General features: G+C 63.7%; 27 protein-coding genes. 13 read left to right on the top strand and 14 right to left on the bottom strand.

Features of this window, described 5'->3' with window-relative positions:
• From CWI66_RS07405 to CWI66_RS07390, 4 genes are read left to right on the top strand one after another with little or no spacing between them, the layout of a single operon-like run.
• Window positions 1-1,701 carry an ABC transporter permease gene (locus CWI66_RS07405; RefSeq protein ID WP_100731353.1) on the top strand — a complete coding sequence of 567 codons (1,701 nt, stop codon included), beginning with the start codon at window positions 1-3 and terminating at the stop codon, window positions 1,699-1,701.
• Window positions 1,689-2,735: an ABC transporter ATP-binding protein gene (locus CWI66_RS07400; protein ID WP_100731337.1), complete on the top strand. Its 1,047-nt coding sequence runs from the start codon at window positions 1,689-1,691 to the stop codon at window positions 2,733-2,735. Before CWI66_RS07405 ends, CWI66_RS07400 begins: the two co-directional genes overlap by 13 nt.
• Window positions 2,732-3,829: an MBL fold metallo-hydrolase gene (locus tag CWI66_RS07395; protein ID WP_100731336.1), complete on the top strand. Its 1,098-nt coding sequence runs from the start codon at window positions 2,732-2,734 to the stop codon at window positions 3,827-3,829. Before CWI66_RS07400 ends, CWI66_RS07395 begins: the two co-directional genes overlap by 4 nt.
• Window positions 3,826-4,272 (top strand): phosphatase domain-containing protein, encoded by a 447-nt coding sequence (locus CWI66_RS07390; RefSeq protein WP_016915127.1) that lies wholly within the window; start codon window positions 3,826-3,828, stop codon window positions 4,270-4,272. Before CWI66_RS07395 ends, CWI66_RS07390 begins: the two co-directional genes overlap by 4 nt.
• Here the strand turns inward: CWI66_RS07390 and CWI66_RS07385 are convergent.
• The 3 genes from CWI66_RS07385 to CWI66_RS07375 all read right to left on the bottom strand — a co-directional run bounded on the left by CWI66_RS07385 (window position 4,269) and on the right by CWI66_RS07375 (window position 8,226).
• Window positions 4,269-5,432: an MFS transporter gene (locus CWI66_RS07385; RefSeq protein WP_016915128.1), complete on the bottom strand. Its 1,164-nt coding sequence runs from the start codon at window positions 5,430-5,432 to the stop codon at window positions 4,269-4,271. The genes CWI66_RS07390 and CWI66_RS07385 overlap by 4 nt on opposite strands.
• Complete coding sequence (locus CWI66_RS07380; protein WP_081138689.1) at window positions 5,432-6,427, bottom strand: GlxA family transcriptional regulator; 996 nt, start codon at window positions 6,425-6,427, stop codon at window positions 5,432-5,434. Before CWI66_RS07380 ends, CWI66_RS07385 begins: the two co-directional genes overlap by 1 nt.
• 200 nt (window positions 6,428-6,627) lie before the next feature.
• The gene (locus tag CWI66_RS07375; protein ID WP_100731335.1) at window positions 6,628-8,226 is read right to left on the bottom strand and encodes a solute:sodium symporter family transporter; all 1,599 of its coding nucleotides are present in this window, start codon (window positions 8,224-8,226) and stop codon (window positions 6,628-6,630) included.
• 301 nt (window positions 8,227-8,527) lie between these two features.
• Here CWI66_RS07375 and CWI66_RS07370 point away from each other — a divergent pair, with 301 nt between their 5' ends.
• From CWI66_RS07370 to CWI66_RS07350, 5 genes are all read left to right on the top strand, one after another.
• Complete coding sequence (locus CWI66_RS07370) at window positions 8,528-8,941, top strand: DUF350 domain-containing protein (RefSeq protein WP_016915131.1); 414 nt, start codon at window positions 8,528-8,530, stop codon at window positions 8,939-8,941.
• Between the two features lie 10 nt (window positions 8,942-8,951).
• Window positions 8,952-9,542 (top strand): DUF1190 domain-containing protein, encoded by a 591-nt coding sequence (locus CWI66_RS07365; RefSeq protein WP_039175157.1) that lies wholly within the window; start codon window positions 8,952-8,954, stop codon window positions 9,540-9,542.
• Window positions 9,543-9,560: 18 nt separating this feature from the next.
• On the top strand, window positions 9,561-10,727 hold the full coding sequence (locus CWI66_RS07360; RefSeq protein WP_100731334.1) for a glutathionylspermidine synthase family protein: 1,167 nt from the start codon (window positions 9,561-9,563) through the stop codon (window positions 10,725-10,727).
• 73 nt (window positions 10,728-10,800) lie between these two features.
• Window positions 10,801-11,016, top strand: coding sequence for a GGDEF domain-containing protein (locus CWI66_RS07355; RefSeq protein ID WP_332868220.1), 216 nt, complete (start codon window positions 10,801-10,803; stop codon window positions 11,014-11,016).
• Window positions 10,988-11,494, top strand: a complete 507-nt coding sequence (locus tag CWI66_RS07350) for a hypothetical protein (protein WP_100731333.1) — start codon at window positions 10,988-10,990, stop codon at window positions 11,492-11,494. The genes CWI66_RS07355 and CWI66_RS07350 overlap by 29 nt, the downstream gene beginning before the upstream one ends.
• Here the strand turns inward: CWI66_RS07350 and CWI66_RS07345 are convergent.
• The 11 genes from CWI66_RS07345 to CWI66_RS07295 all read right to left on the bottom strand — a co-directional run bounded on the left by CWI66_RS07345 (window position 11,477) and on the right by CWI66_RS07295 (window position 22,202).
• Window positions 11,477-12,709 carry a molybdopterin molybdotransferase MoeA gene (locus CWI66_RS07345; RefSeq protein ID WP_100731332.1) on the bottom strand — a complete coding sequence of 411 codons (1,233 nt, stop codon included), beginning with the start codon at window positions 12,707-12,709 and terminating at the stop codon, window positions 11,477-11,479. The two genes, CWI66_RS07350 and CWI66_RS07345, sit on opposite strands and share 18 nt — an antisense overlap.
• On the bottom strand, window positions 12,702-13,220 hold the full coding sequence (gene moaB / locus CWI66_RS07340) for a molybdenum cofactor biosynthesis protein B (protein WP_016915144.1): 519 nt from the start codon (window positions 13,218-13,220) through the stop codon (window positions 12,702-12,704). The genes CWI66_RS07345 and moaB overlap by 8 nt, the downstream gene beginning before the upstream one ends.
• 5 nt (window positions 13,221-13,225) lie before the next feature.
• Window positions 13,226-13,588, bottom strand: a complete 363-nt coding sequence (locus CWI66_RS07335) for a DUF1244 domain-containing protein (protein WP_081194739.1) — start codon at window positions 13,586-13,588, stop codon at window positions 13,226-13,228.
• Window positions 13,589-13,689: 101 nt separating this feature from the next.
• Window positions 13,690-14,793 carry a formate dehydrogenase subunit gamma gene (locus CWI66_RS07330; RefSeq protein WP_100731331.1) on the bottom strand — a complete coding sequence of 368 codons (1,104 nt, stop codon included), beginning with the start codon at window positions 14,791-14,793 and terminating at the stop codon, window positions 13,690-13,692.
• A gap of 11 nt (window positions 14,794-14,804) precedes the next feature.
• Window positions 14,805-15,419 carry a formate dehydrogenase FDH3 subunit beta gene (fdh3B, locus tag CWI66_RS07325; RefSeq protein ID WP_016915147.1) on the bottom strand — a complete coding sequence of 205 codons (615 nt, stop codon included), beginning with the start codon at window positions 15,417-15,419 and terminating at the stop codon, window positions 14,805-14,807.
• Between the two features lie 71 nt (window positions 15,420-15,490).
• Window positions 15,491-18,343: a molybdopterin-dependent oxidoreductase gene (locus CWI66_RS07320; RefSeq protein ID WP_100731330.1), complete on the bottom strand. Its 2,853-nt coding sequence runs from the start codon at window positions 18,341-18,343 to the stop codon at window positions 15,491-15,493.
• A 23-nt stretch (window positions 18,344-18,366) separates the two neighbouring features.
• Window positions 18,367-18,570, bottom strand: coding sequence for a twin-arginine translocation signal domain-containing protein (locus CWI66_RS07315; RefSeq protein ID WP_016915149.1), 204 nt, complete (start codon window positions 18,568-18,570; stop codon window positions 18,367-18,369).
• Window positions 18,571-18,640: 70 nt separating this feature from the next.
• Entirely contained in the window at window positions 18,641-19,252 is a 612-nt protein-coding gene (locus CWI66_RS07310; RefSeq protein ID WP_016915150.1) for a TorD/DmsD family molecular chaperone, read from the bottom strand.
• 4 nt (window positions 19,253-19,256) lie between these two features.
• Window positions 19,257-20,972, bottom strand: a complete 1,716-nt coding sequence (locus CWI66_RS07305; RefSeq protein WP_100731329.1) for a 4Fe-4S dicluster domain-containing protein — start codon at window positions 20,970-20,972, stop codon at window positions 19,257-19,259.
• A gap of 203 nt (window positions 20,973-21,175) precedes the next feature.
• The gene (locus tag CWI66_RS07300) at window positions 21,176-21,766 is read right to left on the bottom strand and encodes a DUF3306 domain-containing protein (protein ID WP_081138702.1); all 591 of its coding nucleotides are present in this window, start codon (window positions 21,764-21,766) and stop codon (window positions 21,176-21,178) included.
• 4 nt (window positions 21,767-21,770) lie between these two features.
• Window positions 21,771-22,202, bottom strand: coding sequence for a DUF3305 domain-containing protein (locus tag CWI66_RS07295; RefSeq protein WP_081194731.1), 432 nt, complete (start codon window positions 22,200-22,202; stop codon window positions 21,771-21,773).
• A 144-nt stretch (window positions 22,203-22,346) separates the two neighbouring features.
• Here CWI66_RS07295 and CWI66_RS07290 point away from each other — a divergent pair, with 144 nt between their 5' ends.
• Genes CWI66_RS07290 through moaA form a run of 4 tightly spaced genes read left to right on the top strand, consistent with a single transcriptional unit; the run spans window position 22,347 to window position 26,060 of the window.
• On the top strand, window positions 22,347-23,204 hold the full coding sequence (locus CWI66_RS07290; RefSeq protein WP_100731328.1) for a formate dehydrogenase accessory sulfurtransferase FdhD: 858 nt from the start codon (window positions 22,347-22,349) through the stop codon (window positions 23,202-23,204).
• Window positions 23,201-23,821, top strand: a complete 621-nt coding sequence (gene mobA / locus CWI66_RS07285; protein ID WP_100731327.1) for a molybdenum cofactor guanylyltransferase MobA — start codon at window positions 23,201-23,203, stop codon at window positions 23,819-23,821. Before CWI66_RS07290 ends, mobA begins: the two co-directional genes overlap by 4 nt.
• Window positions 23,818-25,071 (top strand): molybdopterin molybdotransferase MoeA, encoded by a 1,254-nt coding sequence (gene moeA, locus CWI66_RS07280; RefSeq protein ID WP_100731326.1) that lies wholly within the window; start codon window positions 23,818-23,820, stop codon window positions 25,069-25,071. Before mobA ends, moeA begins: the two co-directional genes overlap by 4 nt.
• Window positions 25,068-26,060 (top strand): GTP 3',8-cyclase MoaA, encoded by a 993-nt coding sequence (gene moaA / locus CWI66_RS07275; RefSeq protein WP_100731325.1) that lies wholly within the window; start codon window positions 25,068-25,070, stop codon window positions 26,058-26,060. Before moeA ends, moaA begins: the two co-directional genes overlap by 4 nt.
• Window positions 26,061-26,062 lie beyond the last annotated feature (2 nt).

Here is a 26,062-nt window from a genome sequence, read left to right as displayed (position 1 = left end):
ATGAGCCCTTCGCTGAACGTTGGCAGCCAGCATCGCTGGCTGCTTACCCTGCTCACGCTGCTGGTGGTGTTGCTCAGTCTGGCACCCAGCCTGCGGCTTTTGATGGAAGCCCTCAGCGACCTGGGCCAGGGCAGCAGTGCCCCGCTGTGGAAAGTGCTCAACGCGGCCAGCACCTGGCGCGCCTTGTGGCACAGCCTGTACACCTCGGGCCTGGGCATGCTGATTGCTCTGGTGCTGGGCAGCCTGTTCGCCTTCGTGATCACTCTGACGGACATTCGCGGCAAGGCCTGGCTGGTATTCTGCTTCATGCTGCCCATGATGATCCCGCCCCAGGTCACTGCGCTGAGCTGGCTACAGTTGTTCGGCCCGGCCAGCCCTTTACTGAAAAGCATCGGCATGGCACCGCCGCTGGGCAGCCCCCAGCCGCTCTATTCCGCCGAAGGCATTGCGCTGCTGCTCGGCATTCAAAGTGCACCGCTGGTATTTCTGGCGCTGCGTACCTCGCTCATGTCGCTCCCCCGTGAGCTGGTCGAAGCCGCCCGCATCAGCGGCGCCCGCCAGGGTCAGGTCTGGGGGCATATCATTCTGCCCGTGACCCGACACGGCCTGATCGCCGGTGCGGCCATGGCCTTCATCTCCAGCCTGGGCAATTTTGGCATTCCCGCCATGCTGGGCATTCCCGCAGGCTATTACGTGCTGCCTACCTTGATCTACCAGCGCATGGCCAATTTTGGCACCGGCGTGCTGGCAGAAATGGCGGCGCTTTCTCTGTTGATCGGTCTGCTGGCCCTGGCCGGGGTGGCCCTGCAGCAGTACTGGATGAATCGCAGCCGCTTTGGCCTGGGAGGGCACGGCGGCCGCGCCCACGACTTTTCACTGGGGCGCTGGCGTACCGGCGTGACGACCCTGCTGATCATGGTGCTGCTCTTGATCCTGGTGGCGCCGCTGCTCGCGCTGGTGGTGAGCTCGCTGGTCCCGGCCATGGGCGTTCCCCTGAGCCTGGATACCATCACCCTCAACGCCTACCACGAGGTCATCGGCCGACAGGGCGCCACCTGGCGGGCCGTGCGCAACAGTTTCTGGCTGGCAGGCGGCGCCGCGCTGGTGCTGATGCTGTGCAGCCTGCCCCTGGCGTACCGTCTTCAGCGTCTGCCGCCTCGGCTACAGCAGCTCACCCTGAGCGTCATCGAACTGCCCTATGCCCTGCCTGGCGTGGTGCTGGCGATTGCCTGCATTCTGCTGTTCGTGCGCCCGCTGCCACTGATCAATCTGGCGCTGTACGGCACCCTTGGGCTGATTTTCGTGGCCTACCTGGCGCGCTTTCTGGTGGTCTGCCTGAAGCCGGTCAGCGCCAGCCTTGCGCAGCTCGACCCCTCGCTGGAAGAAGCCGCCCAGCTGGCCGGTGCTGGCCCCTGGCGGCGGCTGGCCACCATCGTGATGCCGCTGATCGCGCCCTCCCTGTTTGCCGGTGGGCTGCTGGTATTCCTGCTGGCCGTCAACGAGCTCACCGTGTCGGCGCTGCTCTGGAGCGCAGGCAACGAAACCCTGGGCGTATTGATCTTCAACCTGGACGAAGGGGGCGAAAGCGTGCTGGCGTCGGCGGTGGCCGTGCTGGTCGTGGCCATGGTGGCCACCTTGATGCTGCTGCTGAGCCTGATGGCCCCTCGCTTACCCAAAGGAGTCGTGCCATGGCAAGGCTAATGCTCGACCGCGTTACCAAACAGTTTGGCCAACACACCGCAGTCAATGGCGTCACCCTCGATATCTCTCCCGGCGAATTCGTGGCGCTGCTGGGCCCCAGCGGCTGCGGCAAAACCACCATGCTCCGCATGCTGGCAGGGTTCGAGCAGGTGAGTAGCGGCACCATGACACTCGGTGAGACGCTGCTGGCCAGCGCCCACCACCATGTGCCCCCCGAGCAGCGCAACATGGCCATGGTGTTTCAGTCCTACGCGCTATGGCCCCATATGAGCGTGGCCGACAACGTGGGCTACCCGCTGAAGCTGCGCCGCATTCAAGGCAGCGACTACCAGCGCCGAGTCGCCCAGGCGCTGGAGCAGGTGGCGTTGACCCCCTATGCCCAGCGCTCGCCCCAGGCCCTCAGCGGCGGCCAGCGCCAGCGGGTGGCACTGGCCCGCTGCCTGGTCACCGACCCCGACGTGGTGCTGCTGGACGAACCGCTCGCCAACCTGGACCGCAACCTGCGGGCCGCCATGGAGCACAGCTTCGTGGATTTCCACCGGCGGACCCAGGCCACCATGGTCTACGTCACCCACGACCAAAGCGAAGCCATGGCCATGGCAGACCGCATTGCCGTCATGCGGGAGGGCGAGCTGGTGCAGTGGGCCACGCCCGAAACGCTCTACCGAGCGCCGCGCAGCGAATGGGTCGCGAGGTTCATCGGCCAGGGTAGCCTGCTTCACATTGCCAGCGGCGCGCCTGGCCAGCGTCTCACCGAAAGCGCTTTGATGAGCGGGCTGGCCGCGCCGCTCACCGCGCGTTCGCAGCCCGTGCTGGTGCGCCCGGAGCACGTGCATCTGGATGCCACGGCCCCCAACCCCCACGACCTGACCGCCCGCGTTGAACGGCTGACGTTCCGCGGTGAGCGCTACGAGCTACACCTGCGCCTGAGCACCGGCGATGCCCTGCTGGCGTATCATCCCCACGCCCTTGGCGAAGGCCAGCAGGTCGCGGTGCGCCTGCTGGAAGGCTGGTGCCTGGAGCCCGACCAATGAGCCCCTTGGTGGAGATCCTCAGCGGGCTGGGCGACAAGGGCCCGGCCGCCATCGTGGTCGAGGCCCAGGGCAAGCGCCTGCTGCTGGATGCGGGCGGCGCACTGCACCCCGGTGAGGCGATCACCTGGGCGGCGGGGCTCGCGGTAGACGCCGTGCTGATCAGCCACGATCATATCGATCATATTGGCGGGGTGGCCGAGCTGCCCGAGCAGCTGCCGCTCTACTGCACGCCGCTGGTCGCCAAGGCGCTGCCGCCCCACAGAGCGTGGCAGCCACTGCCCTATCGCGGCCGTCTAGAAGTGGAAGGCATTACCGTCACCACCGGCCAGGCGGGCCACTCGCTGGGGGGTGTCTGGCTGCACCTCGACGTGGCGGGCGGGCTTTTCTACAGCGGCGATGCCTGTTTCGAGTCGCGGCTGTTTCCCTTCGATACGCCGCCACCTGCCTGTACGGCGCTGCTGGACGCCTCCTACGGCAGCTACGACCAGCCCCAGGCACACTGCCTCGATACCCTGGGCAGCGCCCTGGATACGCCACTGGTGCTGCCGGTACCGGAAACGGGACGGGCGCTGGAAATGGCGCTATGGTTGGCAGAGGAAGCAGATCACCGACAGCTCCCCTTGGCCATCGACCCCATCATCCGCGACAACCTTGCCGCTCTGCTGGCGCTGCCACGCGGTTTGCGGCGTGATGGGCTGGACGACGCCATCGGCACCCTGCTCCAGCGGCCCAACGCCAGCCATCCGGCACTCTGGCTGGTCAGCGACCGTGACGACCAGCCCGCCGACTGGCCCGACCACCGCCTGCTGCACACCGGCTACCTGACGCCACCGCGCTGTGCGCAGCTGGCTGCCAACGAGGTGCTTTGGCAACGCTGGAACGTCCATCTGCGCGCCTCGCATCTGGTGGCGCTGGCCCATCAGCTCCAGGCTGCTCAGGTCGTGCCTCTGTTTACGCGACTGGACGATGAAGCCATTGACCACTGGCGCGAACGTCTAGGCACGCGGCTGAAGCCCCAGGCACGGCTTGCGCTCAGCAGCCGCCCTCAAGGCTCGACCGTTTCACTCTTTTCATCTCAGGAATCCATCTCATGACCGCAGTCATCGTTGACGTCGACGGCACGCTTGCCGAATTTCACCCCCAGCAAGTCCATGAGTGGGTGCTGGGCCCCGCCAAACAGTGGGACCCCTTCTTTGCCCACATGGCCCAAGCGCCGGTCATCGAACCCGTGGCCAAACTGGTCAAGCTGCTGAAGGCCCAAGGCCAGCAAATCGTCATTTGCAGCGGCCGCCCGGACAGCCACCGCGAGCATACCCAGGCCTGGCTAGACCGCCATGCCATCCCCTTCGATGCCATGTACCTGCGTCCCGAGGGCGATGACCATGTAGACGATGAAGAAGTAAAAGCCGCGCTACTCGATCAAATGCGCAGCGACGGCTTTGCGCCCTGGCTGGTGCTGGACGACCGCGACGCCGTGGTCGCCCAGTGGCGCGCCCTGGGGCTTACCTGCCTGCAGTGCGCGCCGGGGGATTTTTAAGCACTGGCGGGGGGCACATGCCGCTGCCAAAGCAGCAGTGCTACAGGCACCAGCGCCACAGGCACCAACACCAGGTTGAGGGTTGCCCAACCCAGGCCATTGACCAGGGGACCTGCCAGCAGCGCGGTCAGGGCGGCGGTGCCAAATACCATGAACTCGTTGGTGGCCTGGGTGCGGGCCTTGTCCTCTGGTCGGTAGCTCTGGGTCAGCAGGCCGGTGGCGGGCAAGAACGTAAAATTCCACCCAAGCCCCAGCAGAATGAGGGCCACATTGAACCCCAGCAGGCCGCCCTCCCACTGAGCCACCAGCGCACTCATCACCAGCAGCAGGCATCCGGCCACGATCATTTGCCTGGCGCCAAAACGCGTGACCAGATGCCCCGTCAAGAAAGAGGGTAGAAACATCGCCACCACGTGCCACTGAATGGTCATCGACACGTGATCGAAATGATGCCCCGCCCCCGCCATGGCAAGCGGTGTGGCGGTCATGGCCAGGTTCATGACCCCGTACCCCACCATCGCCGCACTCACCGCCACGATGAACCCGGGCTGGCGGAGTATGTGGCGCAACGGCATGGCATTGGCGGCACCGTGCGTCTGGGAGACAGGCGGTAGCCGCGTCGCCATCAGCACCACCAGTGCGAGCAGGTAGAGCAAGGCCAGTCCTATGAAACTCCCCAGAAACGGCACCATGCTCAGCTCACGGCTCACCCTTGCCAACCAGGGCCCAGCAAACGCTGCCAGAACCCCGCCCCCCATGACCAGGCCAATCGCCCGGTCACGCAACGGTGCGGGAGTTGCTTCCACCGCAGCAAAGCGGTACAGCTGCCCAAAACCAATGCCAATGCCGATCAGCCAGGTCGCCACCAGGAAGAGCCCGAAGTGGGCGCTCACCAAGGCCTGCGCCGCGACGAGCGCGCCCAGCAGACCCACCCCATTGCCCAGCATGAAGCCTCGCTTACGGCCCACTTTGGCCATGATCAACGATGCAGGGATAGTGGCACACATCAGCCCCAACCACTGGGTAGCCACCGGGGCCGTTGACCAGCTCGCACTCGGGGCGAGCGCCGCGCCAATCAAGGGCGAGACGGCGATCAACAGGACGTTGCCCGTGACCAGCAGCGCTTGGCAAAGCGATAACAGCGTCACCGTGAATGGCATCAGAACTCCTCCTGAACAGGGACGGCATGGGATGAGGCAAAACGCTGGCGATACACCGAGGGGGATACCCCGTAGTAGCGCTGAAACTGGCGGCGCAGTTGTTCGGCACCGCCCAGCCGCCAGCGCTGCGCCAGACGCTCTAGAGAGAGCTGTTCGCATTCGCTGATCAGTGCCAGGCGTGCCTGTTCAAGGCGCAGTTGGGTCAGGTACGCGCAAGGCGTGGTGTTCAAATGCTGCTTGAACAGTCTCGTCAGATGGCGCGGGGAGACGGCCATCTGCTCGGCCATGCTCGCAAGCCCGAGCTCTTCACTGGGGTCGGCATGGAGCCGATCCAGCAACCGACGCAGCGGCCCCGCCGATTGCTGGCGGCGCAGCACTTCGCTGAATTGGGACTGCCCCCCTGGACGCTGTAAAAACACCACCAGCTCACGGGCCACACGACCGGCCAGTTCAGACCCGTGATCGTCCTCCAGCAGCGACAGCGCCAAATCGATCCCCGCCGTTACGCCCGCGCTGGTGTAGCGGCCATGGCTTTCGATATAGAGTGCATCGGGCTCGACGCTCAGGGCAGGGTACTCCGCCGCCAGCTGTGCGGCATGGCGCCAATGCGTGGTCACACGGCAGCCATCCAGCAAGCCCGCTGCGGCCAGCAAAAAGGCACCGGAACAAATCGAACCCAGCCGTCTCACGGAAGGCGCTACCTCCCGCAACCACTGTTTGACCTCGTGGATATCGCGCTGCTGCATCACGCCACTGCCGCCCGCCACCAACAGCGTATCCAAGGGAAATCGGGGAAGAGGCCGTTGGTAGGAGTGGGTCGCCTGCAGCGCCAACCCTCCGTTCGTCATGAGTGGGCCAACGCTGTCGGCCACCAGCGTCAGGTGATACAACGGCTGAGCACTCAACGCGTTGGCACTGGCAAACACTTGCCAAGGGCCACACACATCCAGCAGTTGGCAATCAGGATAGGCAAGCAGGGCAAGATGGCGGGTCACGGTTTCTCTCCTCGAGACCAAAGCAGTAAACAGAGTGTCTGCGCTACCCCGCTTGTCGGCAAGGACCATTACCCCACCGAAAACGACATCGAGCCAATGCCCTCACGCGCCGCTCAGGCTTTTTGAACGCTGACAAACGCCAACGCCCCGCAAGGCGGGGCGTTGGCGTTGGGGTTGGCGTTACTACACGTGGCCGATGATCAACCGCCTGCAAACGAGGCGTACATGATCACCACCAGCACCACCAGCGCGATGCCGGTGGGCACGGCACCTTTCCACGGGGTGAGGTCGACATCGCCCGAGGCTTCCTGGACCCAGTCCGTGGCGCGGGGGCGCAGCTTGCCGATCACCAGCATCACCGCGACCAGCAGCACGAACACCGCGGCGACGAAGTGGAACTCGTGCATGACCAGCGGCAGCTTGTTGAACGGCGGCACGAAATAGCCTGCCGCAATCAGCAAACAGCCGCCCACCAGGACCACCTTTGCGGCCATGGGCGGCACGCGCTTGGTCAACAGCCCCACCAGTACCACGGCCAGAATCGGAATGAAATAGATGGCGTTCATGCGCTGCAGGTAGCCGAACAGGCTATCCTGCCCCGCCAGCAGCGGCGCGATGATCATGGTGCTGATGGCGATGATCCAGCCAAACACCTTGCCGGATTTCACCACCTGCTCTTCCGTGGCGTCCTTTTTCAGCACGCCTTTATAGATCCCCAGGCTGAAGATCGTGGTGGTGCTGTTCAGCGCCGAATTGAACGAGGAGAGAATCGCCCCCACCATCACCGCCGCAAAAAAGCCCGTCAGATAAGGCGGCAGCACGTTGAATACCAGGTGCCCATAGGCTTCATCGGCGCGCACGCCCTGGTCGGCATACAAGTGGTAGGCAATGATGCCCGGAAGCACCAGATAGAGCGGCCCCAGCAGCTTGAAGAAGCCGGTCAACAGCACCCCTTTTTGGCCTTCCGCCAGATTTTTCGCGGCGAAGGTGCGCTGAATGATTTGCTGGTTGGTGGTCCAGTAGAAAAGGTGCAGCAGCAGTACGCCGGTAAAGATGGTCGAGAACGGCACCTGCTGGTCGGGGCCGCCCATGGAGTTGAACTTGCCAGGGTCGCTCTCCTTCAGAATGCTCCAGCCTTCCATGACGCCTGTGCCGCCACTCACCGCCTGAAGGCCGAAGTAAACGATCACGAAACCGCCAATCAGCAGCCCCACGCCGTTGAGGGTGTCAGACACTGCCACCGTGCGCAGGCCCCCAAACAGCGCATACACGGCGCCAATCAGGCCCACGATCCAGACGGTTGCCCACAGCAGGGCCGTGCTGGACTCGATGCCGGTCAAACCCTGCAAGTCCAGCATGCCCTGCAAGCCAATGGCGCCGGAATAGAGAATGATGGGCAGCAGCACCACCGCATAGGCAATCAGGAAGATGACGTTGGCAATGAGCTGGGTACCGGCATCGAAGCGAATCGCCAGCAGCTGCGGCAGCGTGGCAATCCCGCTTTTCAAGAAGCGCGGCAGGAAAAACAGCGCCAGAGCAACCAGCGCAATCACGGCGATGACTTCCCAGGCCATGACGCTCAGGCCGTCGGTAAACGCCGAGCCGTTCAACCCAACCATCTGCTCGGTGGAGAGGTTGGTCATCAACATCGATGCGGCAATCAACGGAAACGTCAGCGTGCGCCCCGCCAGAAAATAGCCGTTGGTGCTGCGATGGTCATCGCGGCGTGTAATACGCCAGGTGACGAAGGCCACCAGGCCCGTAAAAAATAGAAACGATGCCAGGGTAAGGGCATGCATGAGGGAGGTCCTTCGAAGCGGTCGCGTCCTGGGCAGTGCCCGGTACGGGCACGTGGCACCGTCTTTACACGATACGACACGGTGAATGTTGGTAAAAATACCAGGCTTCGCGGGATTCTAAGGAGGTGACACGATTCATCTATTAGCCTTTAGTCTTACTCAAGTGGCGCAAACGCTGTTTATTTACGTCATTCTGCGTACTGCCTGCCCCTCGATCAGGAAATCACGTCGCGGGTAACGCAGCCACGCCCAGCTATGTCACAATACCGACCCTCAAGGATCACAAGGGAAGCACATCACCATGTTGCACTACCTGCAGGGATTACCGCACTTCTTTGCCTATCTGCTCAGCGCGCTGGGGATGCTGGTCGCGTTCATGTATTGCTACAGCCGACTCACGCCGCATCACGAATGGACACTGATCCGTGAAGGCAATGCCGCTGCCGCCCGGGCCTACGGCGGTTCCATCCTCGGCTTCACGCTGCCGCTCTACAGCGCCATGGCCAACTCCATCAGCTACCTCGATTTCATTCTCTGGGGCATCGTGGCCTTCGGGGTGCAAATCGCCACGTTCTTCGGCTTGAAGCTGATGCTGCGCCGCCAGGGCGAGAGCCTTTCCCAGCACATCACCGAGGGGCACCAGGCTTATGGCACGCTGGTGGGCAGCGTTTCCATCGCGGTCGGCCTCATCAACGCCGCTTCCATGACCTGGTAAGGAGTTCGACATGGCAGATCAACATCTTCCTCGCCGCAAGCGCAGTGCACGGCTGTCGTTGGCCATGATGGGCACCGGCGCCTTTGGCCTGACCGCCTGTACCGAACCCGCCCAGGACGAACACATTACCGACGTGAATTTTGACGAACCGCGCAGCTTCCAGAGCGTCGAAGACTGTGTGGCCGCCAATATCTATACCCGCAGCGCCTGTGAGGAGGCCCATACGGCAGCGCTGGAGTCGGTACCGCGCTTCAATACGCTGGAAGCCTGCGAGGCCGAACACGGCGAAGGCGCCTGTGCCGCGCCCAATGAAGAGCAGGCCCAAGCCAGTGGCGGCGGTAGCTGGTTCATGCCCGCCATGATGGGCTACATGATGGGGAGCATGCTGTCGAACACCAACCGTGGGCGTTCCTTCGAGCGGGTTTACCAGGAGCCGGTCTATCGCAACCGTGACAACCAGGGCAACTGGAATGCCGCCGCCAGCCAAGCGACCCAGCGGGTCAATCAACGCAACGACGCCATGCGCAACTCGGTGGTTCAAAGCCGTCAAACCACCACGCGCCGTGGCCTGGGCACGCGCTCTGCCTCCTGGGGCTCCTGACCCACACCCGGAGCTCTCATGCTAAGGATCACCGTTCCTGAACGACCCCAGTGGCAAGCCCTGGCACAGCAGCTGGGCTTCCACTTTCACACCATCGACGGCGAGCCCTACTGGAAAGAGAGCGCTTACTACCAGTTCACGCTGGAGCAGGTCGAGCGCGACATAGAAACTCCCACCGAAACGCTGCACGAGATGTGCATGGCGCTGGTCGACCGCGTATGCCGCTCGGAGGCTCTACTGCAGCGGCTGGCGATCCCCGCACATATGTGGGAGACCATCCATCGCTCCTGGACCTCCGGCCAACCGCCGCTGTATGGGCGCATGGATTTTGCCTACTCAGGGGACGGCCCGGCCAAACTGCTGGAGCTGAATTATGATACGCCCACCTCACTTTACGAGGCGGGGTTCTTCCAATGGGTATGGCTGGAACAGGCCATTGCCCAGGGCATCCTGCCTCGCCATGCCGACCAGTACAACTCCATCCAGGAGCGCCTGCTGAACGCCCTGGCACATCTGGGCGACCGGCTCCCCGACCGCACGCTGCATTTCTCTTGTGTGAAAGGCAGCGACGAGGAGCGGGCTACCGTCCGCTACCTGCAGGACATCGCGCTGCAAGCGGGGCTTCACGCGCCGTTCGTCTACATCGAGGATATTGGCGTAACGCCGGGTCAGTCCCACTTCGTGGACCTGGAAGACCAGCCGATGGCGGCAGTTTTCAAGCTGTACCCGTGGGAAGAGATGGCGGTGGAAGCGTTCAGCCAGCAGATCACCCAGCTGGACACCCACTGGTTCGAACCGCCCTGGAAGGCGATTCTGTCCAATAAAGGTATCCTGCCGCTGCTGTGGGAACAGTTCGAAGGCCACCCCAACCTGCTGCCCGCCTATTTCGAGCCAACCGAGAACGCCTCGCCTGCGCCGGGCTGGGTTCGCAAACCGTTTTTCTCCCGTGAGGGCAGCAACGTCAGCCTGACCACCCCCGATGGAGTGTCGGAAAACGTCGACGGGCCTTACACCGATAGCCCATGGATTCGTCAGGCGTACCATCCGCTCCCCAGGTTTGGGGAGCGGCATGCCCTGGTCGGCAGCTGGGTGGTGGGCGATCGCGCCTGTGGTATCGGCATTCGCGAAGACGTGGGCAGAATTACCAAGGACACGTCCTGCTTCGTACCTCACGCGATCGTGTAAGCGTGCGTTTGTGAGCGCACGTCGCGCTTAGGCGGCGCTGCTGCCCTGATGATGCTCGGCTGCAGGCTGCCACCTGGGCGCCACCCGAAGAGCTGCGTTTCACGCGGGCAGAGAACGCTTCCGCTGCACTTTCAGCGTCGGGATCAGCAGTTTCCCTGAACATCCCTCTACCGAATCGCTACGCCTCAGCGCCGATCAGGCGCTCTATCGTGCCAAGCACCAGGGGCGTAACCAGGTGGTCATCAGCACGGAGCAGAATCATGGCGGATTCGCGCCCCGCGGGGCATGAGGCAGCAAACCTATCCCTTGAAGATGCCATCCGCGAGGACGATGGCCGCATCGTCGATGTGGAAGAGCCCTGCCAGCAGGTGGTGCGACTTGCCCCTTGGCGCCTTCAAAGCGCCCCGAAACGCTGCCTGACGCACTGCGCCCTTTCGTCAGCACGCTTTGGCAGCCCGAAGATGCCCGTGTGGCCACGATGGCACTCGAACCGTGACCTGCGTGGTCTTTCAGGCAGGCGGTTATTCCAGCTTGCCAGCTCCCCAAGCCGCTGGCTGACCCTGCGCGACGCCGCAGACCCATGGCAACTGGGCATGGGCTCGGAGAGTCGGCTGGCACGCCTGCCGGTCGCCCAGCTGCATTCGCTGCCTCCCCTGATCACCGCCCGCACGGGCATGCCCGCGCTGTGCGGGCTGATGCTGGAACAGCAACGGCTGACCTTGCTGTTGGATGGCCAACGGCTGTCGCCGTCAGTGCTCCAGCCATAGGCAGCGCACGGCGTCCCCTGGGGCTATCTGCTGGTGAGCATCGATGACGGCCAGCGCATCGGCCTCGATACACGAAGAGAGCACCGCCGAGTCCTGGTCTTCAAACGCCACCGCGTAGATTCCCTGAGCGCTAAAGCGCAGCGCCACGCGCATGTAGTGTTGCCGTGGCCCCGTCTCGGTGGTGAACTGCGCCTTCGCGGTGATCTCTGGCAGTGACGCAAGCGCAGGGCGGCCCAACAACGCTCCCATCAGCGGGCGTAAAAAGAGCCAGGCGCCAACGAATCCGGACACCGGATTGCCTGGCAGGCCGACAAAGCGCGCCTCGCCCCCTGCCTCGGTCGGCAGACGTCCCAGCGCCAGCGGCTTACCGGGGCGAATGGCCAGCTTCCACATATCCAGCTGCCCCAACGACTCCAGCGCAGCCTTGACGTGGTCCTCTTCCCCCACGCTGACACCACCGGTGCTGACCACCACGTCGGCCACGGCCGCCGCCTGTTCGAGAATCTCGACGGTGCGGGCATAGTCGTCGGGAACGCTGACCCGCTGTACGACCTCAGCACCAAAGCGCTCCAGCAAACGCGTCAGCATCGGGCGATTGGAGTTATAGAGCTGGCCAGGCTGCAAGGGCATGCCTGGGTCGACGATCTCGTCGCCGGTGGAGAGCAGCGCCACCCGGGGCCGACGGCGCACGCTGACCTCGGTCACTCCTTGCCCCGCCAGGTGCCCCAGTGCAGCCGCTTCCAGGCGCTGCCCCGCCTTGAGCAGCACGTCTCCACGCTGCACGTCACGCCCCTTGAGCCTGACGTTGTCACCCGCGGGTACGTCATGGGGAATCACCGCGTGGCCGTCGTCCAGGGTGACGCGCTCCTGCATGACCACGCAATCCGCGCCCGCCGGAATCTGGCCCCCGGTAAAGATCCGCGCGCAGCTGCCTTCTGCCAGCGGTTGGGCCAGGCTTCCGGCAGCAATCCGCTGACTGACCGGCAGCCGCTTGCCCGCGTCGCTGGCGCGCAGCGCATAACCATCCATGGCGCTGTTATCGAAGGGCGGCACGTCCAGCGTTGCCATCACCGGCTCCGCCAGCACCCGACCCGCCGCCTCTTCAAGCGGCACCTGCTCGGCTGGCAGCGGCACAAGCCCTGCCAGCAGCGCATCGAGAGCGGCGCTGATGGGTTGCAGTGGCGGTGACTGATATCCTGCGCGTTGCTCAGCCATGCTGCCCCCGGCCGGGAATGACCAGGTTGGCAAAGTTGCAGGGTTTGTGGCGGCTATCCAGCTGCTCGGCCAGAATGCCGTCCCACCCGGTGCGGCAGGCACCGGTGGAGCCCGGCAGGCAAAACACCACCGTGGCGTTGGCAAAACCACCCAAGGCGCGGCTTTGAATGGTGGAGCTGCCGATTTCGTCGCCACTCAGTTGGCGAAAGCGCTCGCCGAACCCCTCGATGCGCTTGTCCAACAGCACCGAGACCGCCTCTGGAGTGGAGTCACGGCCGGTGAAGCCGGTGCCGCCGGTGGTCAGCACCACCTGCACGCCGGGGTCGGCGATCCACTGGGCCACCACGGCACGAATCTGGTACACGTCGTCCGGCACGATACGCTTGTCGGCCAGCCGGTGCCCCGCTTCGGTCAGCCGCTGAACCAGCGACTGACCCGAGCGGTCGGTCTCTTCGGTGCGGGTGTCCGAGACGGTGAGCACCGCAATGTTCAGGGCTTCCATGGCATCCATTGGCGCTACTCCTTGGGCTCGTTCTGTGAAGGGGACTCGTTCTGTGAAGGGGCTTTCTTGCGCGCCTGGCGAGCGTCGAGTGCCGCCAACTGCTCCGGGGTGGCCTCACCCTGGTGGTTGGCTTTCCATTCGCTGTAGGGCATGCCATAGACATACTCCCGGGCAGCGTCCATTTCCAGAGGCGTGCCGCGCTCATCGGCTGCGCTGACCAGCCACTTGGAGAGACAGTTACGGCAGAAGTCCGCCAGAATCATCAGGTCGATGTTCTGCACGTCCTTGTTGTCATCCAGGTGCTTGAGCAAGCGACGAAATGCAGCGGCTTCCAGCTCCGTGCGGGTTGCGGTATCCAGTTCATCGAACGTAGCCATGCGGATTCCTTTTTCAAAACAGGGTTGATATGCAGCATAACAAAAGACACCGCCCGAGGGCGGTGTCATGGGGCGTTCTCTTGCAATGACAGGCAAAGGTGTCAGCTCGGCCTTGTCGATGGCTCGCTGCTGTCGCCCGCTTTCTGAGCAGCCACCTCTTCCTCGCTCAGCGACTGCCCCTTGACCTCTTCGTACCACAGGTTGTGGTGCTCCTTGGCCCAGGTTTCGTCTACGTAGCCGGTGGTCATGCCTTCCAGCGACCCTTCGGTCCCTAGCGTACCGATGTAGATGTGCCCCAGCGCCACGGCGGTCAAGCCCAACGCACCCACGGCGTGGATGATGTTGGCCCACTGCATGGTATCGCGGCTCTGCCCGTAGTTCGGGAAGTCGAGCACGAAGCCACTGGCCACCACCACCAGCCCTGCGGTGGCCAGCAGCCAGTACCAGGCTTTTTCACCACCGTTGGCAAATCCCGCGTCCGGGTGGCCTTTACCCACCAGGCCACCGCCCTGCTTGAACCACTGCAGGTCATGCTTCTTGGGGATATTGTCTTTCAACAGTTTGACCAGTAGCACGATCAGCAGGATACCGAACAGCGGCCCCAGGTAGTTGTGGAGCACCTTGGAGGCCGAGATCATCCATCCCCAAACCGCATCGCCAAACAGCGAGCGGAAGACGAACTTGCCATACAGCAGGTTGAGACCGGTCAGCGCCAGGGTGATGAACAGCGTCGCCACCGTCCAGTGCAGCGCGCGCATGAACAGCGGCCAGCGCAGCAGCTTGCGCCCGGTACGTGGCTCATCCAGGTGCTTGCGACCAATCACCAGGTAGAACAGCGTAATCACGCTGGCCATGCCCAGAATGGCAATCAAACCAAACGGCGAGACCCAGCGATTGCGCAGAATCCGCCACGTTTCACCGCTGGCGTTGATCAGGTTGTAGTTGCTGTCGTGACGCGAATCACGATAGTTCGGGCCGGTTTCACCGCTGCGTACCTGGCGCCACTGCTCGGCCGTAATGCCAGGGGCGGCGGTGGACATTTCCCGTTGCGGATCCGCCTGGGCCACGGCCAGCTGGCTCACGCCGAGGCTGGCCACCAGCAGTAGCAGCATCAGGCACAGGTGCCAGACACGCTTCAGCCCGCGGGCTACATGCCCGTTGGCCGATGCAGGCATTTCAACGGTGGTCATGGTCATTGGGGTCATGACACGCCTCCTTAGCCTTTACGGGCAGCATCGTAGGCAAGGTTGTCGGTGCTGGCCTGGGGATTGTTCGACCACGCTCCATCCGGGTGGCCACGATGGACGACACGCTGACGGAAGATGTCGGCGACGTCCTGCGCATCACCTGCCAGCAGCGCTTTGGTCGAGCACATCTCGGCGCACAGCGGCAGCTTGCCTTCGGCAATACGGTTGGAACCGTACTTCTGGTACTCCTCTTCCTTGCTTTCTGCCGGGCCGCCTGCGCAGAAGGTGCACTTGTCCATCTTGCCGCGCTCGCCAAAGGCGTTCTGCTTGGGGAACTGGGGGGCGCCGAAGGGGCAGGCATACAGGCAGTAGCCGCAGCCGATGCACAGGTCCTTGTCGTGCAGCACGATACCGTCGTCGGTCTTGTAGAAGCAGTCGGTGGGACAGACAGCCATGCAAGGGGCGTCGTCACAGTGCATGCAGGCCACCGAAATCGACATTTCGCTGGCTTCACCGTCGTTCAGTGTCACCACGCGGCGGCGCTGAATGCCCCACTCGACGTCGTTGGCATTTTTACAGGCGGTGACGCAGCCGTTGCATTCGATGCAGCGCTCGGCATCACACATGAATTTCATTTGAGCCATGGTGTTCTCCTCTTGCCGATGCGGACATTGCCGCATCGGCCTGCTGTCTGGTCGGGTCGCGCGTTATCGGTTCAAGCGCGCTCAATACGACAAATGGTGCACTTGGTCTCTTGCATCAGTGTCACCGGGTCGTAGCCGTAAGTGGTCGCCGTGTTGGCCGCCTCGCCCTGAACATAGGGCGCCGTGCCTTCCGGGTAGCGGTCATGCAGGTTCTCGCCCTGGAAGATGCCGCCAAAGTGGAACGGCATGAAGGCCACCTTGCGATCCACCCTGGGGGTGACCAGGGCTTTCACCTTGACCCGGCCACCCTCAGCGCCTTCGACCCAGACATCGTCACCGTCACGCACGCCGATATCGTTGGCGTCGGCGGGGTTCATCTCGACGAACATTTCCTGCTGCAGCTCCGCCAGCCAGGACATCGAGCGGGTTTCTTCACCCCCTCCCTCGTACTCGACCAAACGGCCCGACGTCAGAATGATCGGGTAATCCGCGCTGTTGTCACGATCCTGGATGGTCTTGTAGAGCGTGGGCAGACGCATGATGGAGTCGAAGTCGTCCCAGGTGGGATAACGTTCGACCAGATCACGCCGCGTGGTGTAGAGCGGTTCGCGGTGCTTGGGCACTTCATCGGGGAAGGTCCACACCACGGCGCGGGCCTTGGCGTTACCGTAGGGCGCACAGCCGTGTTCGATGGCCACCCGCTGGATACCGCCGGAGAAGTCGGTTTTCCAGTTCTGGCCGTCGGCGGCGGCTTTCTCTTCGTCGGTGAGGTCATCCCACCACCCCAGGTCCTTGAGCAGCTGATCGGTGAACTCGGGATAGCCGTCATCGATATCGCCGCCCACCGGGGCCGAGCCTTCGGCCAGCAGATTGACACCGTCGCGCTCGATACCAAAGCGGGCGCGGAAGCCCATGCCGCCTTCCATCACGGGCACGCTGGTATCGTAGAGGTTCGGGGAGCCCGGGTGACGGAACTCCGGGGTGCCCCAGCAGGGCCACGGCAGGCCATAGTAATCGCCATCGGCAGGGCCACCCTGGGCACGCAGATTTTCAAAGCTGAAGGTGTGCCAGTTTTTCTGGTGCTCTTTCAAACGCTCGGGGCTTTGACCGGTATAGCCAACGGTCCACATGCCGCGGTTGATTTCGCGCAGCACGTCTTCGATGAGCGGCTCGTTGCCGTTCATCTCGAAGTTCTTGACGAACTCGTTGCCAAACCCCAGCTTATTGGCAAACAGGGTCATGATCTCGTGGTCGGGCTTGGACTCGAACAGCGGCTCGATGACCTGATCGCGCCACTGAATCGAGCGGTTGGTGGCGGTGACACTGCCGGTGGTTTCGAACTGGGTGGCCGCAGGCAGCAGATAGACGCCATCGGTGCGGTCATGCATGACCGCCGCCACCGTGGGATACGGGTCGACGATGACCATCATCTCGAGCTTCTGCATGGCCTTCTGCATTTCCACGCCGCGGGTTTGCGAGTTGACCGCGTGCCCCCAGTAGAACATGGCTTTCAGCGCCGTACGCTGGGAGATGTTGTCGTCCTCTTCCAGCACGCCATCGACCCAGCGCGATACGGTGATACCGTTGGTGTACATGGGCTTGCCGTCGGCATACTCGGTGTCGTCGAAGCGACCTTTCAGCCAGTCGTACTCCACGTCCCACACCTTGGCCCAGTGCTGCCAGGCGCCTTCGGCCAGGCCGTAATAGCCAGGCAGCGAGTCGCAGCCCAGGCCCAGGTCAGTGGCGCCTTGTACGTTGTCGTGGCCGCGCAGGATGTTGGCTCCGCCGCCCGCTTTGCCGATGTTACCCAGTGCCAGCTCCAGAATGCAGTAGGCGCGGGTATTGTTATTGCCGGTGGTGTGCTGGGTGCCGCCCATGCACCAGACCACACAGCCCGGGCGGTTGTCGGAAAGCCGCTTGGCCACATCGAACATCTCGGCTTCCGGTACCCCGGTGATGTCTTCCACGACGCTGGGAGTGAATTGCGCCACTTCGGCACGCACGGCGTCCATCCCGTAGACGCGCTGGTTGATGTACTCGCGGTCTTCCCAGCCGTTTTCGAAAATGTGCCACAACAGGCCCCAGATGTAGGCCACATCGGAGCCGGGGCGGATGCGCACGTACTTGTTGGCCTTGGCGGCCGTACGCGTGAAGCGCGGATCGGCAACGATGATGTCGCAGCTGTTGCGCTCCTTGGCAATCAGGATGTGCTGCATCGCCACCGGGTGGGCTTCACTGGGGTTGGAGCCGATGAACAGCATGGAGCGGCTGTTGTGCATATCGTTGAGCGAGTTGGTCATCGCCCCGTAGCCCCAGGTATTGGCCACACCCGCTACCGTGGTGGAGTGGCAGATACGCGCCTGGTGATCGGTGTTGTTGGTGCCCCACATGGAGGCGAGCTTGCGCATCAGATACGCCTGCTCGTTGCTGAACTTGGCCGAGCCCAGCCAGTAGACGCTATCGGGGCCATAGGCGTCCCGCAGTTCCAGCAGCTTGTCGCCGATCTCATTGACGGCGTCGTCCCAGCTCAGGCGCTGCCATTCACCCGCGACCAGCTTCATCGGGTACTTCAGGCGACGCGTGGAGTGGCCGTGCTGGCGCAGAGAGGCGCCTTTCGCACAGTGGGCGCCACGGTTGATCGGGTGGTCGAAGGCTGGCTCCTGCTTGGTCCAGATGCCCTCCTGCACTTCTGCATACACGCCACACCCCACTGAACAGTGGGAGCAGATGGTGCGCTTGGTTTCGACGGGGGAGTCGAGCACCGGGGTCTTGTTCGCCGCTTCGGTGCGCTGCATCATCGGCGCGCCCATGAAACCAACCGCCGCAACACCGGCCGTACCCGCGCCGGTACGCTTGAGGAATTGGCGACGAGAGATACCCAGCCCAGACGCGGCCGGAGCTTGAGTTTTACGAGTTAAGCGCATGGCAAATCTCCTGATGGTCGCCGTCAGTCACGCAGCGAGGCGTAGTAGGCACGAACGTGATCCGTCTCGCGGTAATTCACCGACTGGGCTTCACGCTGGCTGGGCGTCTTGTCGCTCGCCTGTACGAGGGTAACGTGACCGACCGCCGCTGCCGCACCTGCTGCTGCGGTGCCCAGGCCAACGGTCTTCATGAACCGACGCCGTTCAGGGTTATGTGACGTGTGCATAGGGTTCTCCACTGTCATGCTTGTTATGCTTGGGCCGCTGGCCCGGCTATTCACTGACCGCGAACCAGGGTCAGGTCACGAGTCGTACTGGCTGATGGGCGGCTCGGTCGCTGATACGCGCCTGCTCGCTCTCCATGAAGGCACTGCCTAGCGCGCCCAGCGCGGCATAGAAGGCAGCCTCCACGTCAGCCACATCGTCGAAGCAGCGCTTTGCCCAGGGGGCCAAGTGCTGCTGAAAAAAAGCTACCTGCTCATCTGCCTGAGCTTCTACCAGCATGCCCATGACTTCACACACGGCGGCAAGGTGATCCTCGGGCTCATGGGTGCGTTCACTGCGCTCGAAGCCCAGCTCCCTCAGGTCACGGCGCAGCGCCACCAGCGCGGCTTCCATGAGCTCACCCTGCTGATACCAGGAGGCATAGGGCACGATATCGCCCTGAATGACGCCCACCAGATGGCGAAAGTGGGCGCGCTGCAGTCGCTCGGGGTCGGCCTGGGCGGCTGCCTTGGCAAGGCCAGCCCAGCATTCGGCCAGCCGCGTGCCGTCCTGTTCTACCTCCAGCTCGGCCAGCCAGGCCAGGAGCTCGACGTCGGGCGACTGGCGCAACAGCCGTGCCAGCAGCTGGTAGATATCCCCGCGCAGCGCGTCGACCTCGCTGAGCATCGCCTCGGTTTCACTCATGGCGTTACACCTTCAACTGCGCGTCAGGGTCGCGCATCATGGTTTTCCAGACGTCTTTCACGCGGCAGTCCTCACACATTTCCAGACGCGCCAGCGCATCGCCGGCAAAATAGGGGTGATTGGCCAGCTTGGTTTTCATGGCGGCCACCGTGCTGACCGTCGCGAACGGTTTGCCACAGCCGATACACTCAAAGGCAGGCTCTTCATGGCACACGTGGCGCGTTTCACGGGCAGGCGCGGCCAGAAAACCAGGCACCAGCGTGATGGCATTTTCCGGGCACGCCTGTTCACACAGGCCACACTGCACGCAGTCGGCTTCCAGGAAGCTGAGCACCGGTGTATCGCCGCCTGCCTGCAACGCGGGTGTCGGGCAGTTGCTGACGCAGGCATAGCACAACGTACAGGCGCTACTGTCCACGTCGATGCCGCCGAAGGCCGCGCCTTCCGGCAACGCTTGACGCTCACCGCTGGGGGTTCCCAGCGCGGCCAGGCGTGCCAGTACCTGATTCAATCGCGTGCGCTTGTTGGGCTCGCGGAAGCTGACGGCAGTGTCACTCAACGGCAGCAGGCTGGGCAGAGCATCGCGCGCGTCAGTGGCGTTGGCCGCCACCAGTTGGATACGTTCGACGGCGTGGCCAAGCGCTGCCAGCAACCCCTGGGCCAGCGCCACCTGATGATTCAGAAAGGCGCTCAAACGGGGCGGCATGCCCTCGTGAAGCTGAATACGTACTTCAGAGGCGCCGCTGGCCAAGGCCGTCAGCCACTGGTCGTGGCCAGCCGCGCCCAGCTCTTCCAGCGGCACATCGATGAGATGGCCTGGCGTGACCACGCCCGCCTGGCGCTCTTGCTCCAGAGTATCGTGAGTAACGAAGCGCAGCACGGGCACCTCGCCTCCCGCCTCACGGTAGGCCTCGAGCCACGCTGCCAGCGTATCCTGCTGACGGCGCGTTTCGGGCAGCCTGAACTCGATGGCACCGGTGGGGCAGGCGCTGGTGCAACTACCGACGCCCTGGCACAGAAAGGGATCTATCTCGATGCGGGACTCGATACGCCCCTTGATGCTGGTGATGGCATCCGCCGGGCAGACGTCCAGGCAGCGGGTACACCCGACATTGCCACTGGCCGAATGCGCGCACAGGTCGGTATTGACCTGGAAGTAACGGGGCTTGTCGAACTCGCCTACCAGCTCGACGGCACTCTCCAGCACTTGCTGGCGCTGCTCATCGGCAGCCTCGGGAGCGAGTCGCAAATAGCCAGGCGGCGGCAGTTCCCATGGCATCGCGGGCAGCATGCCGGGGGCCGTCAGGTCCAGCACGACATCGAAGGCGTCACGCTCGACCAGCACTTGTGCCAGATCCAGCGTTTCACCCTGTGAAAACGGCACCTGAAGATGAAACGCGCCCAGGTGCCCGGTGATAGTGAGCTGCGCCAGCTGCTCGGCACTCAAGGGCTGCTCGATGACGGGCTCACTGCCCATCGGCAGCTCGGCGGCGTCGTTCAGGGTCAGTAGCGTCAGCGATGCCAACCCCTGATGCTGCAGCGCACGCGCGGCGGCTATCACAGGTTGAACGGCACCGATCAGCACCACGTGTCCACGACTATGGTAGGTAACGTTGGCGGGGGTCAGATTGACTGGCCAGGAGATACGCCGACGCACCGCTTCACGAGCGGCCGCGTTGCGCTGGTCGTCAATCGACGCCAGTTGGATTCGTTGATTCATGCACGCTCACGGTCAATGGGTCGTTCTTATTATTTTATTTGAATGGTCGTTTTAATGGTCATTTTGACACAAGTGCGGTGTAACGCCACCTCCCTTATGCCTTCAGCGTATGGTGCTATGCCGCCTTTTGCCACTTTCATTGGTCTTATCACTGTCAACGGCGGCCCGCTAGGCCAGCGCTAACTCTATGATAAACAAGACAACTATCGCTCAGGACGCTCGCTGTGAGCGTGATGAGGCAAATCAGACTGGTCGTCCAGATCGGGGCTTTGTACAAAACTGTCATCCCTTGTGCAAGTCGCCTCCTCCTGGGCAACGGACGTCGCTTGCGTTTCTTGCGCTCCTGCTGCACGCGCCTCGTCTTCCCGGGGCGCCTCGATGGCCTCTTCCGCCTGGTGAGCCCACCGCCTGAGCTTGTCCGCCAGCTCGCTGGCCATGGGCTTCAACTGCTGCGTGTAGTCGGCATCGTAATCATCCAACCCGTCACGCACGTTGTAGTTGCCGGTGGCCCACAGTCGGCGCAGGGCACGGCGGCGCAGCGCCGAGCTGACCCCCGCCGCCATGAAGACACTGAAGTCGCTGCCAGCGGGCAGGGTATCAGGGTCGGGGAGCGTATCGTCCAGGCTGCCGGGCGCAGGTGCCGGGGGCTCAGCGGGGTCGGCCGGGGCTTCCTGCTGCTGGTGCGCTTCAGGCAGCACAGACGCATCCTCGCTTGCCTGGGCAGGCTCGGGTGCCATGACGGCATCGCTCTCGAGGCCACGCTTTTTGCGCGACCAACGCTCTAATCGGCTCATCGGATCACTCCTTGTCGGGCAGCGTCTGGGCGCGGCCTGCCCCTTTGCGTTTTTTCTTGCGCTGCTCCACGGGGGCTTCTCCATGACGGGCCAGATAGCGTTCGATCCATACCTGAATGGCCAGCGGCATGGGGGCCTCCAGCACCTGCTGTTCGCCATCCAGCCAGCCCGCCGCGACATCCTGGCTCGCGGTAATGGCATCCGGCCTGGCTGGCTGCCCGGTAAACCCGGCGCGCACGAAGAGCCGCGGCGTCGCGGAGGTCAGATTGAAGCGGTAAGCCGCGCGTTCGGTCATGGAGAGCTGCAGATGCAGCACGTGGTCGCCCTGATCACCGGGCACCAGCTCGGTGATACGCCACTGGGTGACGGTAAACGCCCCCATGGTCTTTCGTTCGGCCACCAGAGTGGCACTAATGGCACGCAAATTATCACTCATGAGTTGCCCCTTTAGACCTTGAACGGGTAGACAAGTAAGCCTTTTGAGCGCCATCATCGTCAACTCAGACTATTTTACTCAACTATTACGTTAAACGCCGCGCCCATCGGGCGAGGCAGTGACGCGGAGCAGTGAGGATTGCGCATGCCCGCCCTTCAGTTAAGCCGTGCCCGGCTGCCAGCCACCACCACCATCAGCGTGATGGATGCCTACGGGGCGACCTGCCAGCAGGCCATTGCCGCCGAACGCGCCCTGACGGTCTACCTCAACAAGCGTGAAATCGTGACGCTAATGACCCTGGGCGATGACCCCGAAGCGCTGGTGGTTGGCTACCTGCGTAACCAGGGGCTGCTGTACCGTTCAGAAGACCTTATGGCGGTACAGGTAGACTGGGAGGTAGAGGCCGCCGCCGTGGTCACGCGCCATTTGCCCGACGACCTGGAAGCACGCCTGGGGACCCGCACGGTGACCACGGGATGCGGACAGGGCACGGTATTCGGCAAGCTGCTGGAGCAGACATCGCTCACGGCGCTGCCCGCCACGCCGCTGGCCCAGTCGACCCTCTACCAGCTGCTGACCAACCTGAACCACTATAACGAAACATATCGTAGCGCAGGCGCCGTGCATGGCTGCGCGCTGTGCCAGCAGGCCCAGGTGCTCGATTTCGTCGAGGACGTAGGGCGGCACAACGCCGTGGATACTCTGGCAGGTCGCCAGTGGTTGAACCAGGCCAACAGCCAGCAGGCCGACATCTTCTACACCACCGGCAGGCTGACCTCCGAGATGGTGCTGAAAGTGGCACAAATGGGCATCAGCGTGCTGGTCTCACGCTCGGGGGTGACCCAGAAGGGTGTCGAGCTGGCCGAACGCTTCGGCGTGATGCTGATTGCCCGCGCCAAAGGCAAAAGCTTCCAGGCCATCAACGCCGAGGGGCGCTTGACGCTGGATGACATTCCCCCCAAACCGCCGAGCGCTCGCTCGTCCAAGGAGGCAGGCATATGATCGCGACACACGACCTTACCGGCATGATTCTCGCGGGGGGTGAGGGCCGCCGCATGGGCGGCCGTGACAAGGGCCTCGAGCCCTTCGCAGGCCTGCCGCTGGTGGCGCACACCGTCAAGCGCTTCGACGGCCACGTTCATGAGCTGATGATCAACGCCAACCGCAACGGCGATGCATACGCGCTGTTCGCCGATCGCGTTATTGCCGATGCCGAAGGCGGCTTCAAGGGCCCTTTGATGGGCATTTACAGCGGCCTGCGCGCCGCCCGCACGCCGTGGCTACTGGTTGCCCCCTGCGACTCCCCCGCGCTGCCCCATGACCTGGTGGCGCGCATGGTGGCAGGCATCGTCACGGAGGATGGCACGCACGATATCGCCGTGGCCTTCGACGGCGAGCGCCTGCACCCCGTGGTGGCGCTGCTGCGCACCTCGCTGGCCGACGACCTGGCCACCACCCTGGCCGAGGGCGAACGCAAGATCGACCGCTGGTACGCTCGCCACGCCTGGTGCCGCGTGGACATGTCCGACTGCCCTGAGGCGTTCGCCAACCTCAATACCGAAGAGGAAAAAGCCCGCCTGGAACAGGCGCTGGCAACGTCCTCACGGGAGACCCCATGAGCCTGTCGTGTTTCGAGCTGGGCGAGCAGATGCTCAGCGTCGATGCTGCCCGCGAGGCGCTGATGACGCTGGTGGCGTCGCCGGTGGCCACCGAGCAGGTCGCCTTGAGCAGCGCTCATGGCCGTCGGCTGGCAGAGGACATCATTGCGCCCATCGATGTACCGCAAAACACCAACGCCGCCATGGATGGCGTGGCCCTGGCATGGCCCAAAGCGCCTCCCTACGCCACCCATTTCCCTATCGTGGGAGACGCCTTCGCCGGGCAGGCGTTTGCCGGCGAGGTGCCTGCGGGCCAGTGCGTGCGCATCACCACCGGTGCGCCGATCCCCCGGGGTACCGATACGGTGATCATGCGTGAACAGCTGATCGACGATGGCGCAAGCGCCACCGTCGATGCGCCCGAACGGGTGACGGCCGGGCAGCACGTGCGCCAGGCCGGGGAAGACATTGCCCGGGGCAGCGTGGCCCTTGCCGCAGGCGCGCGCCTGGACGCCGCTAGCATGGGGCTGGTGGCCTCGCTGGGCCATGCAGTCGTCACGGTGTATCGGCGCCCCCGGGTGGCGATTTTTTCCACCGGTAACGAGGTGACGCCACCAGGCGACCCACTCCCCAGCGCAGGCGTCTACGACACCAACCGATTTACCCTGATGGGCCTGCTCGCCGAGCAGGGGGCCGAGGTGCTGGATCTGGGCATTCTCCCTGACGACCTCGACGCCATCGAAACCGCACTGGCCAGCGCCGCCACCCAGAGTGATCTGGTGATCACCAGCGGTGGGGTTTCCGTGGGCAACGCCGACTACACACGGACGGCGCTGGAAAAGCTTGGCCGCCTGGCCTTCTGGCGAGTAGCGCTACGCCCCGGACGGCCCATGGCCTGCGGACAGCTGGGCGCGACGCAAACGCCCCTGATCGGCCTGCCAGGCAACCCGGTAGCCGTCATGGTGACGTTCCTGCAATTCGTGGTACCGCTGCTGCGGCAGTTGCAGGGCCTGCCCCCGGCGCCGCCGCCCCGGCTCAAGGCAATTGCCCAAACCACGTTGAAGAGCCGCTTGCAGCGCACTGACTTCATCCGCGGTGTTTACCACTGCGATGCGCAGGGTACGCTGCATGTGCGCAGTACCGGAGCCCAGGGCTCGGGGATTCTGACCTCCATGGTGGCCGCCAACTGCCTGATCGAACTTGGCGATGACCAGGCAGGCGCCCAGCCAGGCGAGGTGGTCTGCATACAACCGATAACGAGCTGGCAATGACCGAACAACTGATCGACGATTTTGGCCGCCGAGTTCGCTATGTGCGGCTATCGGTGACCGACCGCTGCGATTTTCGCTGTGTCTACTGCATGAGCGAAGAGATGACCTTTCTGCCACGCGCCCAGGTGCTCACTCTGGAGGAGCTGGCCCTGGTGGCCCGTGCGTTTACCGAACTGGGCGTGGAGAAAATCCGCCTGACGGGCGGCGAGCCGCTGGTGCGCAAGGGCATCGAACAGCTGGTGGACGACATCGGCGCGCTGCCGGGGCTGGATGACTTCACCATGACCACCAACGGCGCGAGCCTGCGCAAGCATGCCAAGCGGCTTTACGCGGGCGGCTTGCGTCGGCTCAACATCAGCCTCGACTCACTGCACCCCGAACGCTTCAAGCAGCTGACCCGCACGGGCGAGCTGGCCCGCGTGCTGGACGGCATTCAGGCAGCCAAGGAGGCTGGTTTCACCCGTATCAAGCTCAACGCGGTGATTCTGAAAGGGCGCAACGAAGACGAGGTGCTCGACCTGGTGAGCTTTGCCCGCCGCGAGCAGCTGGACATCAGCTTCATCGAGGAGATGCCGCTGGGGGATGTCTCGGACCACTCTCGGGCAGAGACCTTCTACTCCAGCGATGACGTGCAGGCGCTGATCGAAACCCGCTACCCGCTGACCCCCACCACCGAAAGCACGCCGGGGCCCTCGCGCTACTTCAGGATGGCTGACAGCGACAGCCGCGTGGGCTTCATCTCCCCCCACAGCCATAACTTCTGCGACAGCTGCAACCGGGTACGGGTCACCGTGGAGGGCCGCCTGCTGCTGTGCCTGGGCAATGAACACTCGGTGGACCTGCGCGCGGTGCTGCGCCGTCATCCCGGCGAGATCGCGCCGCTCAAGCAGGCCATCATCGACGCCCTGCCATTGAAGCCCGAGCGCCACCACTTCACCACCGATGGCGATGTGCAGGTGGTGCGCTTCATGAACATGACCGGAGGGTGAGC

The organism is Halomonas sp. 141 (assembly GCF_002810305.1).
Lineage (GTDB): Bacteria > Pseudomonadota > Gammaproteobacteria > Pseudomonadales > Halomonadaceae > Vreelandella > Vreelandella stevensii.
This window is presented reverse-complemented; position numbering and strand designations above follow the sequence as displayed.

What these genes read in the sequence shown, in the direction of transcription:
- moeA (WP_100731326.1), top strand. Translation starts at nt 23,818, where the DNA reads ATGAGCCTGTCGTGTTTCGAGCTGGGCGAGCAGATGCTCAGCGTCGAT.
- CWI66_RS07400 (WP_100731337.1), top strand. Translation starts at nt 1,689, where the DNA reads ATGGCAAGGCTAATGCTCGACCGCGTTACCAAACAGTTTGGCCAACAC.
- fdh3B (WP_016915147.1), bottom strand. Translation starts at nt 15,419, where the DNA reads ATGGCTCAAATGAAATTCATGTGTGATGCCGAGCGCTGCATCGAATGC.
- moaB (WP_016915144.1), bottom strand. Translation starts at nt 13,220, where the DNA reads ATGGATGCCATGGAAGCCCTGAACATTGCGGTGCTCACCGTCTCGGAC.
- CWI66_RS07330 (WP_100731331.1), bottom strand. Translation starts at nt 14,793, where the DNA reads ATGACCCCAATGACCATGACCACCGTTGAAATGCCTGCATCGGCCAAC.
- mobA (WP_100731327.1), top strand. Translation starts at nt 23,201, where the DNA reads ATGATCGCGACACACGACCTTACCGGCATGATTCTCGCGGGGGGTGAG.
- CWI66_RS07375 (WP_100731335.1), bottom strand. Translation starts at nt 8,226, where the DNA reads ATGCATGCCCTTACCCTGGCATCGTTTCTATTTTTTACGGGCCTGGTG.
- CWI66_RS07315 (WP_016915149.1), bottom strand. Translation starts at nt 18,570, where the DNA reads ATGCACACGTCACATAACCCTGAACGGCGTCGGTTCATGAAGACCGTT.
- CWI66_RS07310 (WP_016915150.1), bottom strand. Translation starts at nt 19,252, where the DNA reads ATGAGTGAAACCGAGGCGATGCTCAGCGAGGTCGACGCGCTGCGCGGG.
- CWI66_RS07335 (WP_081194739.1), bottom strand. Translation starts at nt 13,588, where the DNA reads ATGGCTACGTTCGATGAACTGGATACCGCAACCCGCACGGAGCTGGAA.
- CWI66_RS07350 (WP_100731333.1), top strand. Translation starts at nt 10,988, where the DNA reads ATGGCGGATTCGCGCCCCGCGGGGCATGAGGCAGCAAACCTATCCCTT.
- CWI66_RS07360 (WP_100731334.1), top strand. Translation starts at nt 9,561, where the DNA reads ATGCTAAGGATCACCGTTCCTGAACGACCCCAGTGGCAAGCCCTGGCA.
- CWI66_RS07365 (WP_039175157.1), top strand. Translation starts at nt 8,952, where the DNA reads ATGGCAGATCAACATCTTCCTCGCCGCAAGCGCAGTGCACGGCTGTCG.
- CWI66_RS07390 (WP_016915127.1), top strand. Translation starts at nt 3,826, where the DNA reads ATGACCGCAGTCATCGTTGACGTCGACGGCACGCTTGCCGAATTTCAC.
- CWI66_RS07305 (WP_100731329.1), bottom strand. Translation starts at nt 20,972, where the DNA reads ATGAATCAACGAATCCAACTGGCGTCGATTGACGACCAGCGCAACGCG.
- CWI66_RS07370 (WP_016915131.1), top strand. Translation starts at nt 8,528, where the DNA reads ATGTTGCACTACCTGCAGGGATTACCGCACTTCTTTGCCTATCTGCTC.
- CWI66_RS07345 (WP_100731332.1), bottom strand. Translation starts at nt 12,709, where the DNA reads ATGGCTGAGCAACGCGCAGGATATCAGTCACCGCCACTGCAACCCATC.
- CWI66_RS07385 (WP_016915128.1), bottom strand. Translation starts at nt 5,432, where the DNA reads ATGCCATTCACGGTGACGCTGTTATCGCTTTGCCAAGCGCTGCTGGTC.
- CWI66_RS07300 (WP_081138702.1), bottom strand. Translation starts at nt 21,766, where the DNA reads ATGAGCCGATTAGAGCGTTGGTCGCGCAAAAAGCGTGGCCTCGAGAGC.
- moaA (WP_100731325.1), top strand. Translation starts at nt 25,068, where the DNA reads ATGACCGAACAACTGATCGACGATTTTGGCCGCCGAGTTCGCTATGTG.
- CWI66_RS07290 (WP_100731328.1), top strand. Translation starts at nt 22,347, where the DNA reads ATGCCCGCCCTTCAGTTAAGCCGTGCCCGGCTGCCAGCCACCACCACC.
- CWI66_RS07395 (WP_100731336.1), top strand. Translation starts at nt 2,732, where the DNA reads ATGAGCCCCTTGGTGGAGATCCTCAGCGGGCTGGGCGACAAGGGCCCG.
- CWI66_RS07295 (WP_081194731.1), bottom strand. Translation starts at nt 22,202, where the DNA reads ATGAGTGATAATTTGCGTGCCATTAGTGCCACTCTGGTGGCCGAACGA.
- CWI66_RS07405 (WP_100731353.1), top strand. Translation starts at nt 1, where the DNA reads ATGAGCCCTTCGCTGAACGTTGGCAGCCAGCATCGCTGGCTGCTTACC.
- CWI66_RS07320 (WP_100731330.1), bottom strand. Translation starts at nt 18,343, where the DNA reads ATGCGCTTAACTCGTAAAACTCAAGCTCCGGCCGCGTCTGGGCTGGGT.